Raw genomic sequence first — 11,165 nt, forward strand, 5'->3', positions numbered from 1 at the left:
GTCTGCCATCACAGAGCCTAAACCTAAGTAGGACACACTCACCTATTCACCTTCGCGCTGAGCATTCATCTTCTTAACGACACGTACAACGGTTCTCGCTGAGACGCCTATCATTTTGGCTGTCTCGTTGATGCTCATCTGGTTACCCACTCTAAGCTTGTAGATTTTTCCATGCAGCTCTAAATCTGGCTTTCTTCCTTGATACTTCCCTTCTTTCTTCGCCTTCTCGATACCTTGTTTTTGGCGTCGGCGTCTGTCTTCATAATCTTTTCGAGAAATTGCAGCCAACATGTCCATCATCATGTTATTGATGGCTTTGATCATTGAGTTCGTGAACTCATCAGAAATTTCCGGGGCCAGTGCAATGTGACTGGTCGGTAAATCTAGGCTGATAACTTTCAATTCCTTCTTGTATAGCATTTCCTTTAATTTAGACCAACTTGCTTCATTTAAACGTGAAAGTCGACCAATCTGCTCAATGATGACGACATCCCCTTTTTTAGCATCATTGAGTAATTGAAGTAATTTAGGTCTTTGCAGTGAAGCACCAGATTCTTGCTCAACATACCAAGCAGCAACACGCATGCCTTTTTGTTCGACAAAATCAGAAAGAATGCCTTTTGCTCTTTCTGCATCCTGCTCACTTGTTGATGCTCTTAGGTATCCAAATATGTACATAATGCCCTTTCTATGACGTTTAAGTTATGACTTTATAGGGTGTGTCATTTATATTATGACATATATTGTTTCATTGCCAAAAATGACCAGTGTCATTTCGGTATACCTATATGACATAGTCAATTATCATAACTAGAAGATTATTCATTGCAGCAATGGATAAGGATGGTATTATCTAATCATTGCTAAAATGATTAAAGGAAAGGTGATGTCGGAAGTCAGAATGAGCCAAATTCAAAAAGCTGTGTTGAGTTGTTTGGCCAAAGCGTTCACCAAAGGTGTGAAAAAAGGTAAATCAACCGTCATCAACCAGGCCGTGAATCATTTGCTTCAAAAAGATATCCACCCGAACAATTTTCGAGTCTCATGCAAAACACTAGAGGAGCGCGGGCTAATCATGCGTAAGAAAGTGGATTTAGATTGGTATATCAATATAACGCCAGAGGGATTTGAGATGGCGCTGTCTTGGCTAGACTGAAAAAGGTGGAGCTTTACTGTGCTGATTACGGGTTTTTAGGGCTCGAAAAGTCGGAAAATTTGAATTGAATTTCATTGGAATTATCGTACAAATCAGATAAAGGGCTACTATTCCAAAAAAAACCGACATATAATCACACCGTTGCACATTGGTAGGTTATGTTTTGAAGCGGTTAGATGCAAGTTCCTTAGTGTATGTTTTCAATGAAAACCAGTTAGAAAAGATGTTGTCTTCAGAATCAACTTCTGTGACACACATATATTGCACCCTTAAACACGAAGACTTAAAGCCGTTATTAATCAATAAATTAATGTGCAGCACCCTGACATCTATTAGCTTTAGCGATGCTTATACCCTCTATCCTAACAACGGGGTTTAATAACTGATTTCTATCGGTGCAAGTCCCCTCCCTCACGCAAAACAATCGAAACATCACAAGTTAACTAACTTGCCGACTAAATAATTTTTGGTTTTCGAGCTAGAAAATGCCACGGGTAAAAATTCAACCTGAGAAGTTTTTGGACATTTATTTGCCAGCGCTTTTGCTAAATTAGCAAACTACGAATAACCACAAGTATGGCAAAGTATGTTTCCAGCAGTGAGTCTGAAACAAAGATCGCACTGATAGGAAGCTAGGGTTAAGTGCAGGCCAAGTGCAGTTATGTTAAATCGTCATGTTATCGTTGATTCTCATAAGCAAAAGCCACAACATAAGCGATGATTCACATAAAAGACTTACCTTCCAATTGACTTGTTAGTGATATCTTGTGACTCAAAAAGGCTGCCCTCAACCTGCCTTTATTACTTCGAACTGAATTTTATTGCACGTTAAAAGAGCATCCAGTCATAACTCATTTAAGAGGTAATTAATGCTTCCATTAAATAAGCACGATTGGGAATTGGGTATAGAATTAACCTGTACTGAATACCCTAAAACAATTAAGACTATCGAAAATGTCTTACCTTTTGCTCATCCTGTAGCCGGTCCCTTACTTTCAGGATTTTTTTCGTATTTCACGGGAAAAGTTACTTCAAATGTAGAAAGAGATAAGCTTATTACTTTATTTGACGATCTTACTAATCGTTTAGATAAGCTCGATAGACGAATTGAAATCCATGAACATCAACATAGTAAACTTTCCGAATTTATTTATGATTTAGTGTCTTCTTCCTTAAATGTATCAAGCGCAATGCAACCATATGTAGCAACAATTTTAATTAACAAGTTACTAGGTGAAGAATCATTCGAAGAAGCCAACGCTTGTAAAATGTGGTTATTTCGTATGACAGAATTACATCTGCTAGTTTTAGATGCTTGCAGGAATGCAAAGACCTACCAGTTAATCAATGAAAAAGGAGAAATAATTAAGCTTTCTGGTGAAGGGCATAATTTCTTTAAGTTCACTCCCGAAGATGTAACATCAATGGAAAGTGAATTTTTTGATTATATCCCATCAAATTTTGAACATTACGACCCATTTGTTATCAGACTAATTTCTCAGGATTTACTTGGTATGGGATTACTTGCTAGAACACCTGATGGGATTTCAAATAGAGATTTTGTCTTATCATTATCTGACGCCGGCATCTGGTTTTATAAATGGGCATTTAAATTACGGAAGTGACTTAATAAACCTCACGATTAAGATGAAGTTTCATTGTAGTAAATCTAGCATATACAAAGTCAGAAATCGGTGTTCGTTTAATTACGTAACACCGTAACGAAGAACGGCTCCCAATTGGGGGCCAATTTTACTTATCTAAGAATGAAAAAATTCATAGTTATACTCGTGAATAAAACCAAGATCACACATGATTTTTTCCCATGTTTCCTTCTCTTAATCAGATAATTCCTTATCGTTCAAAGAGGAGAAACGATAAGGAACTGTAGTTTCCTAAAAAAATATCTTTGAGTTTAGTAGATTTATCCAAATCTTGGTGTAGATACATGTTTTTATTGATAGAATCAATAATGCTATTCAAATCAAAAGTGGTAGGGGTTATTTAAAAAATTGTTTATCTTAAAAACTCTTAGTGCATCGATGGGACATTAGTTGACCATGCTAACATAACTGTTGTCCAACTACTTAAAGTTCGGTGTTTATTATTCCTATTATAACGGAATGGTCGCCCCTCCCTCAGCCTTCTACATGAAGGTATCGATGATATCTGAGAAAGGGCATGACTGTGACTACGGGATTATTTAATCCGATCGTTTTGGTATATCTATTTCAATAGAAAAATTATAGAATAATTTAACAAGAAGTGATAAAGTAACAAAAATTATTTGTTTTTAAAATACTCATGTACCAAACATCTATAAATTTAATTGAAAAGTTAATTCAAACAGAGATAGTGAAATTTATTTCAAATAAAACAACAAAAAAGATAGAGAGTAAATTCAAAGAAATAAGAGAGCATGATGATATTATCAAATTACAAAACGCTCTCTTTAAAAAAGGGCAAATAAAAAGTTTTGAAAGTAAGTATTTAACTTGTAAAACTATATGCTCAGATAAAAACATTCACATTGATAGTTTTTTCGTTGATGTTAATGTTGCTAATATTAAGACAGAATGTTATTTTAAATTAGATTATGCTTTAGAATTTTATGATAATATATGTTTAGAAGGTAATGCTGGTTCAGGTAAAACCACTGTGCTTAAAAAATTAGCCAGTAATCTCATAAATAACGATAAGTTACTCATTCCGATATTAATAACTTTAAGAAATATCGACTGGTCAGAAAATCCATCATTATCAAAATTGATACTTAGTGAATTGTGTTCCATTGGCTTTGACGTGAATGATGAAATTTGCGAATCTATGTTAAAAAAAGGTCACTTGATTTTGCTATTTGATGGTTATGACGAGGTTGAAAGCGAGAACTACCTTTATTTAAACAAGATAATAGAAGATTGCGCATTAAAATATGACACAAAGTTTGTTTTAACTACTAGGCCTAGTGTGACAAATTATAACTCACTAACGTTCATAGAGCGTTTTAAAATTAAAAGATTGAAATCAGATGATATTATAAAAAAAATAAAAAAAACAGATATAAATTTATCTGAAGAAGACAAAGAAAAAATAATTGATTCAATAAAACACTCTAAATCTTTAGTATCAATTTTGTCCTCTCCATTATTAGTTGAAATCTATATGTTAATGTATAGTGAGTTTGATTCCCCTCCAAAAGTATCTGCTGATTTCTATGAACCACTGTTTGATTTTATAACATTAAGACATGAGATCTCAAAAGGAAATTGCTCTCAAAAAGAACGTATAACCAGTAAATCTCTAGAGAAAATACTGCATGCTTTCTGCTATATTTATATATTTAAAAATAGTAATTTGAATATCACCAAGAACCAAGCTATAAAAATTATAAGTCGAGCAAATGAATTAACAGTCAGGTACGATTGTAATCCACTCATCATTTTCAATGATCTAGTAGGAAGGTTTAGCCTTATTATTGAAGAGTCAGGGAGTGTTTTTTTTGCACACAAGACAATTGCTGAATTCTATGCAGCTAAATTTGTAGCTAATTTCGGCAAGGCTGAAAAAGAAATTTTCTATAGCAACCTTTTAGAAAGTGATAATATTTCAAACTACTGTCAGGTAATTAAATTTTTAACTGATATAGACTCAACCAACACTATTAATTATTTCATAAACCCAATCTTGAATGACATTAATAATGTTAGGGATAGTAGTGATTTTGTTATAGAATATTTTTCCGAAATAAAAAGTATATATATCTATAAAAATAGTGATTCCAATTTAACTTTAACAAAAGTCAACAAACTTAATAAAAAAGAAATGGCAACTGTTAAAAAAGTTAAATTTATTATCTATTTTCTCGACATAGAAGATGAAATAGACAACTCCTGTCCTAGCATTTTAGATTTTTTGTCAGAAGATATGATTACAGAATGTTCCGAAGGGTTATTGATGGATGATGATAAAGAAATGACTATAAAAATACTTGAATGGTTAGATATTGGTGATTGTAATGATATGATTTATCACAATACTTATTATTTCTGGGATAGTATTAATAAAGCTTTTGAGAGAATCATTGATAAGTCAGAGAAGCAATTTTCAACTAAAGATGATATTCTTAGAATATAACTCAAGAATGTTTATTTGATTCAAAGATTGACGTTCATTGTACGGAGCTATTCCATACTTATATGCAACCTCCCATAATTCAGCTAAATATGTTTAAGCACAAAATCAGCATGTTCTATAATTTTAAGTTGGATTAGATTTAGTAGGGAAAGCAAGCGCACCAAAATAGTTTAGAGTATTTTATCTAACGAATAATGGGGCAAAAATGCGTTTCGGCAAATCGAATATTAGTGTGAATCGAATATTAGAAATTCATGAATAACTTAAGGTATGGCAAAGTGAAAAAAAAGCCCACGGATTGAAGTTAAGAAAGTGGGCAAAATATGGGTGACATGATGATATTCAAAGTAAGCAAGTTAATAATAGGCACACAAACGCATATTGGCAACAGTGTTTCTATGACCTATAGCTCGCTTTTGGACAAGAATCATCTTCGCAAAACCATAATTAGCAAGTCAGGAAACCAGAGAAGCCATCACTCAACATCACAAACACTGAAAAGACAGGATTGATGGTGATGGCTTAAACCGATCTCAAGTTAATTAGTAAGGGTAGGGTGCGATATAACAAACCTAACTCGCACTTTCTCCCCTTTCAATCTAAATTCAATAGAGCTCGTTGTCTCTTAGCAACACTTCCAGCTCGTTAGTATTACTCCTACTTGGCTGCCCAACCATTTCATCGTAGGCACTTTTCTGGCGAAGCACCTGTTTGTTCGCTTTCAAGTTACGACATTGCTTTTGCAACTCCAATATCGAATGCGCCCTTAAAAACTTCCCTTTATCGTCAGTAACAAAGTGTTCCTTTCCGTCGACTACAACCGAGACTTGATACAGAGCAAGATCGAGAGAGTGGATGACCAGCTTGTCGAAATAGAAAAATTTTTCCAGTTTACTTAGTGGCATAGACATTAGGTACCTCCTTGATCCGTGGCTTTGCGTCTGCCGTAATAAAATCGATCACCGATTGAGAAACTTACCTCTCTCACGCGTAGAAATCGGAAAACCAGTGAGATTATTATGCGCCCCCAATATTGACACAAGAACCATCCTTACTAACATCTTCAACACAATCCAGAAAGAATCTAGCTACATCAGGTCGTGGTATAGGTTTAGCGAAGTGTGCCGTCTGTCCTGGTAGGACCTTGTATTGACCCTTGGCAGGTTTATCGGTTAGAGCGTAAGGTCTGACAACTATAAATGGCACATACGTTTCATTACGAACACGCGCCTCTGCGTCTTCATAATCCTTGAATCCTGCACGCCCATTAGCAAGCGTTAACGCTATTTTGATCAACCAAGAAGAGCCTCCTGATCCAACACTAGAAATCATCAAGCACCGTGGTTGATTAGGCTGCTTTGCTGCAGCTTTCATTATATTTTCTGTTGCTTTCAACATAATATGTACACCACGACTTGGGTAAGGGTTACCAAGAGTACTGACTACAACATGAGATCCAGAGACAACGGCAGTTACATCTTCGGCATTGGTAGCATCCCCTTCAATAACCTCAACACGATTATCAATATTTAGCTCAAAACTGCTACGTTTTCTAACCAATACTCGTAGGAAGTAGCCAGAATCGAGAGCCATTTTGACAAACTCACGTCCAACCTTCCCAGTAGCACCAAATACAGCAATACATTTATTCTCCGTCATATAGGACCTCTTTTCGATGTTTTAGCTTGACATTGATGTCAATACCTTTGGGTGCACGTGTTGCACCTAACACATATCAGTCAGCGATTTGCACGTATAAAATCACCAAACTCTGTCAAAACGACTCAACCATACCTATGAACAGACTAGCAAGAGTTGTTTTTATAAGCAGCCTTTTAGGCACTTTTTTGCAGCGATAATTCACAGTATCATAGGTTAGCTATGGTAGGGAAAACACATATGAACAGGTTGTGAATGAGTAAAAGGTCTAGATTAGAACCGGCGACGGTGTCGCCTGAGCGGCCTACGGCCGAAAACAAAGAGACTCAACCTACTAGGGCGCTTTGGATGAATCGTTTATCCTATAGGTCATGCATCCGAATAAGCCCATCAAACAACTCTTCAATGCCAACGATACTTGGCTGAACTACCTCAATAAGTACCGAGAAACCCTCCGAACCGTCGTCATTGAAAACGTCACCAAGATGCTCGCTTGCAGTACCGCTGCTTTTGGCTCTAAAGAGTATCGATGCACTCATGCTGACTGCACCCATCACAAATACATTCACCAGACGTGTAAATCTCGCTTTTGCAGCAGTTGTGGCATAAAAGCCACAGAGCGGTGGATACGAAAGCAACAACATGTCTTTCCTGAGTGTGAGTATCAACACGTTACGTTGACGCTACCACACACGTTGTGGCCCATCTTTCGGGATAATCGTTTTCTTCTCAATCATCTCTTTAGCTGCGCAGCCAAAATCTTCTTAGGATGGGCAAAGCAACTCGATATCGATATTGGCGTGTTCTGTGCACTTCATACCTACGGCAGAAAGCTGAATTGGAATGTGCACATCCATTTGTCTGTCACCCGTGGGGGTTTATGTAAGAAGACTGGTCTATGGAAGCCGATTTTCTTTAAAGCTAAGACCACTGAGAAGTGTTGGCGCGGTGCCATCAATCAACTTCTCAGCTCCAATTACTCAGAGTTAGACTTAAGTGGAGAAAACTGCCCTTTCATTCGTAATGAGCAAGATTGGTCCCGATTTTTAACCAGCCAATATTGCCGTCGATGGAAGCTGCACTTTGCAAAGAAAACAGCCAACGTGACGCCAACCATGACTTACCTGGGTCGATACCTAAAACGGCCACCGATATCGGCGTCGCGTTTACGACATAACTTCCAGGGAGGCTTGGTGACGTTTGATTACCTCAACCATAGGAATGGTCGAACGGAATCCCTCATTTTGAGTCCAGAAGCTCTGATAGAGCGCATGATTGAGCATATTCCAGATAAGCACTTCAAAATGATTCGATACTTCGGTTTTCTATCAAACCGACGTCGTGGTGAGATGCTCCCTAAGGTCTACGGTGCCTTGGGTGTCGCTCCTAAAGACGCACCTGAAATGCCCGGTTACGCAGCTATGCTGAAAGGGTATGTGAAGGTTGATCCGTTTGAATGCATTCTTTGTGGGCACCGTTTAACGTTTCTTCGCTTTAGGGCTGGGGAGCCGCTGTCAGAGCTGGTCCACCATGCTCTGGTTCAAGCCCAAATCAGGTCAATTTAGGCGTTTCACAGGATGGGTGTATCTGAAATAGCGAAAACAGCATGAAAGTGTTCAACAAACATCCGTGTTTAGATTGTAGAGCAGAAGTTAGGTCTGTCCGGGACTCATTCTGACGTGAGTTATGCCGCGATTGTTCAGGTCAGGAAACATTGTCAAGATGTAGAACATCGGCAAGTGAAATATCTCAACAATGGCATTGAATCTGACTACGCCCCGATTAAAAAGCTTATCGAAGCCACAGGTGGACTCAAGGAGCGAAAGCGGGCCTGGTCAACGATTCAAGGTTTTGAAGGGATCCGGATGTTGAATAAAGGCCAGTTTGATTTTTGGTTACGTCGCGATGAGCCAAAACTGAGGGTGCAGGAGAGATCCGTCTTCCTCAATGAACTCTTCAATATCTTTGGAATATACGCGTGAAATGAAGTGCTCATATGGGCGCCTCAGACACATCTTCCATTTTTGCAACAAGCCCAGAATGACGATTATAATCGGACGAGAAGGCACAGTGCTCTTGGGTATCTAAGCCTAGTTAACTTTGAACAACAAAATGTCGCTTAATGAAGTGACCAGTCTGGCTGGAGCAGAACACATTAATAATCAGTATCATTAGTGGATATTAAGCAAATATTAACTAAAAGGCTCAAAGTTTGCGACAGAACCGAAAGTGGAGTAAGTAAGGAAAAAAGCCGATCTGCTTCAGTCAGACAGAATGTAAATTTATAGTGATTTCGCTTCACATTTCTTGTAAACTGGGATGTTAATCACAAAAATTTGGTTCTCTATGATAAATAAACACATTATTCCTGCTCTTGTCGTTTCAACAATGCTTACTGCGTGTGGCGGCGGAAGCGGTGGCGGTAACAATAACAGTACTAATGATACGAATTCTGGATTTACCTTGCCGCGTGAATCGAGCTTGATTACAAATTACAATGTCGATAGCGCCTTTAATACGGTCTTCCCAAGTAACTATCAGATAGCAAAAGATGCGGGCTTTGATTACTTTATTAAAATACCATTGCGCTCAGATCCAAGTATTAGCATTACTATTCTTGCAACAAAAGGTAGTGATGAGGATCTTCGTCAAGCGATAGGTGTATGGACCTCTATTTTGTCTAATAATGGAGCGAATACGGAACTAAGCAAAGTAGATATCTTTAAAATGATAAGTCAGCGACAGGGGACTCTGTTTATGACTTCTTCAGAGGATGACATAGAGACAATTCAACAGGATTTACTTAAGTTTTTAAAAATTCATGAACCTGAAATGGCTTCTGCAACTGAAAACGATTTCTTCGAAACAATAGCTCGGAATAATAATTTATTCAAAAAGTATGGCTGGTTGATCCACAACCAATTCCTTGGTTATAACGAAACGACGTACGTTGGTGAATCAGAGTATTTTTCTGGCTATAACTCAAAAACTGGGGCAGGCTCAAGAGATGCTTCGATTGAAGAGATTCTTCATATTACTCAGGCTCAAGGAATCGCTCCTTTAACTGGAGAGGGTGATAAAGGTGGTCTACAGAAGAGAATAACCGAACATAGCCTGAGTATCTTTAAAGATAATAAGTACGACAGCGCATCAGGTTTATATGTTTACGATGACAAAGATACGACTAAAGACTACGTTGCTGGGAGCTCAATCTGGAGCCCACAAGCTGATGGTTCGACCTATGATGAAAAACGTAAAGCACAATGGGAAGGAGATTGGGCTAATGACGATATCGGTAAAGACCTAGGACTCCCAGAACAATATAAAATGGGACAAACCTTTTCTCACGAATACTTTGCCGCATTAGCAGACACGTATTATGGAATGTATGGTGGGTTTAATACTGAGTTTGGGGGAATGGATAACTACCGATATGTTACACGCGAAACTTTGCCTAGTGACGGAGAAGGCTTTGCTATGGTCAAAGAATTCTTACCTGAATATCATCAATATACTGCAAGGATTGACAGTGAAAAGGTTAATCAATATTTAAAGGAACATCCGAGCTTAAATAATACATTTAAAATACAGTTTTCTTCGAATAGTGATGAAAAGTACACCTTTAAATCCCAGTATATTAAAAACTTGAAAGTTATAGGCTCTGAGCCTTTGAGTGTACTAGGAAACGATCAGGATAACTATTTTGAAGGGAATTCGTCCAACAATAGTTTTGATGGCTCCGATGGTATTGATGTCTTGAAGGTAAATGGTAATAAAAGCGATTATTTGATTGAGAAGCTGGCTGGAGGGGTGACACAAATCTCTGGTAACTCGAATGGGTCGGATAAAATTAAAAACGTGGAATACATTAAATTTAACGACGATATTGTTAAGGTCGACGAGATATAGCTTGGCTTAACTCATTACCTACGCTTCAGATCAACTAGTTTTGAACATTATGCTTGACTCGCCCTTAAAAGGGCGAGTCAAGCAAGAGGTAACTAGGGCGTGTTGATCTTTGCTGTACATTCCGTGTTCAACAATACATCGGTAGCCACATTAACATGAATGCCAGTGATAACATGCTGGCATAATTCCTTTCTAGCTTGTCATATCTACTTGAAATAGCTCGATAATGCTTAATTCTCCCAAAGGCATTTTCGACCAAGTGACGATACTTGTATAGACACCAATCCATACTGTCTTTGTCTATATC

At 37.7% G+C, this 11,165-nt stretch carries 8 protein-coding genes and 2 pseudogenes; 6 read left to right on the forward strand and 4 right to left on the reverse strand.

The window, feature by feature from the left end:
- Nucleotides 1-42: 42 nt before the first annotated feature.
- Complete coding sequence (locus tag ACMAZD_RS05805) at nt 43-678, reverse strand: recombinase family protein (protein ID WP_435248884.1); 636 nt, start codon at nt 676-678, stop codon at nt 43-45.
- Nucleotides 679-886: 208 nt separating this feature from the next.
- Between ACMAZD_RS05805 and ACMAZD_RS05810 the strand changes: the two genes are divergently transcribed.
- The 3 genes from ACMAZD_RS05810 to ACMAZD_RS05820 all read left to right on the forward strand — a co-directional run bounded on the left by ACMAZD_RS05810 (nt 887) and on the right by ACMAZD_RS05820 (nt 5,290).
- A complete protein-coding gene (locus tag ACMAZD_RS05810) occupies nt 887-1,156 on the forward strand; it encodes a hypothetical protein (RefSeq protein WP_435248885.1) in 270 nt (89 codons plus the stop codon).
- Nucleotides 1,157-2,025: 869 nt separating this feature from the next.
- The gene (locus ACMAZD_RS05815) at nt 2,026-2,781 is read left to right on the forward strand and encodes a hypothetical protein (RefSeq protein WP_435248886.1); all 756 of its coding nucleotides are present in this window, start codon (nt 2,026-2,028) and stop codon (nt 2,779-2,781) included.
- 679 nt (nt 2,782-3,460) lie between these two features.
- Complete coding sequence (locus ACMAZD_RS05820; protein ID WP_435248887.1) at nt 3,461-5,290, forward strand: NACHT domain-containing protein; 1,830 nt, start codon at nt 3,461-3,463, stop codon at nt 5,288-5,290.
- 605 nt (nt 5,291-5,895) lie between these two features.
- Here ACMAZD_RS05820 and ACMAZD_RS05825 read toward each other — a convergent pair.
- Together ACMAZD_RS05825 and ACMAZD_RS05830 are read right to left on the reverse strand one after the other, a co-directional pair.
- A complete protein-coding gene (locus ACMAZD_RS05825; protein ID WP_435248888.1) occupies nt 5,896-6,201 on the reverse strand; it encodes a DUF6482 family protein in 306 nt (101 codons plus the stop codon).
- A 106-nt stretch (nt 6,202-6,307) separates the two neighbouring features.
- Nucleotides 6,308-6,949: an NAD(P)-dependent oxidoreductase gene (locus ACMAZD_RS05830; RefSeq protein ID WP_435248889.1), complete on the reverse strand. Its 642-nt coding sequence runs from the start codon at nt 6,947-6,949 to the stop codon at nt 6,308-6,310.
- A gap of 371 nt (nt 6,950-7,320) precedes the next feature.
- Between ACMAZD_RS05830 and ACMAZD_RS05835 the strand changes: the two genes are divergently transcribed.
- The 3 genes and pseudogenes from ACMAZD_RS05835 (at nt 7,321) to ACMAZD_RS05845 (ending at nt 10,858) form a co-directional block, all read left to right on the forward strand.
- Entirely contained in the window at nt 7,321-8,514 is a 1,194-nt protein-coding gene (locus ACMAZD_RS05835) for an IS91 family transposase (RefSeq protein WP_435248890.1), read from the forward strand.
- A 102-nt stretch (nt 8,515-8,616) separates the two neighbouring features.
- A pseudogene (locus ACMAZD_RS05840) lies at nt 8,617-8,931 on the forward strand (DDE-type integrase/transposase/recombinase); the annotation flags it as partial.
- Between the two features lie 364 nt (nt 8,932-9,295).
- The gene (locus ACMAZD_RS05845; protein WP_435248891.1) at nt 9,296-10,858 is read left to right on the forward strand and encodes a hypothetical protein; all 1,563 of its coding nucleotides are present in this window, start codon (nt 9,296-9,298) and stop codon (nt 10,856-10,858) included.
- 127 nt (nt 10,859-10,985) lie between these two features.
- Here ACMAZD_RS05845 and ACMAZD_RS05850 read toward each other — a convergent pair.
- Nucleotides 10,986-11,147 (reverse strand): annotated as a pseudogene (locus ACMAZD_RS05850) (transposase); the annotation flags it as partial.
- Nucleotides 11,148-11,165 lie beyond the last annotated feature (18 nt).

The sequence above is a fragment of the Vibrio sp. nBUS_14 genome, from assembly GCF_051201655.1.
In the GTDB taxonomy this organism is placed as follows: domain Bacteria; phylum Pseudomonadota; class Gammaproteobacteria; order Enterobacterales; family Vibrionaceae; genus Vibrio.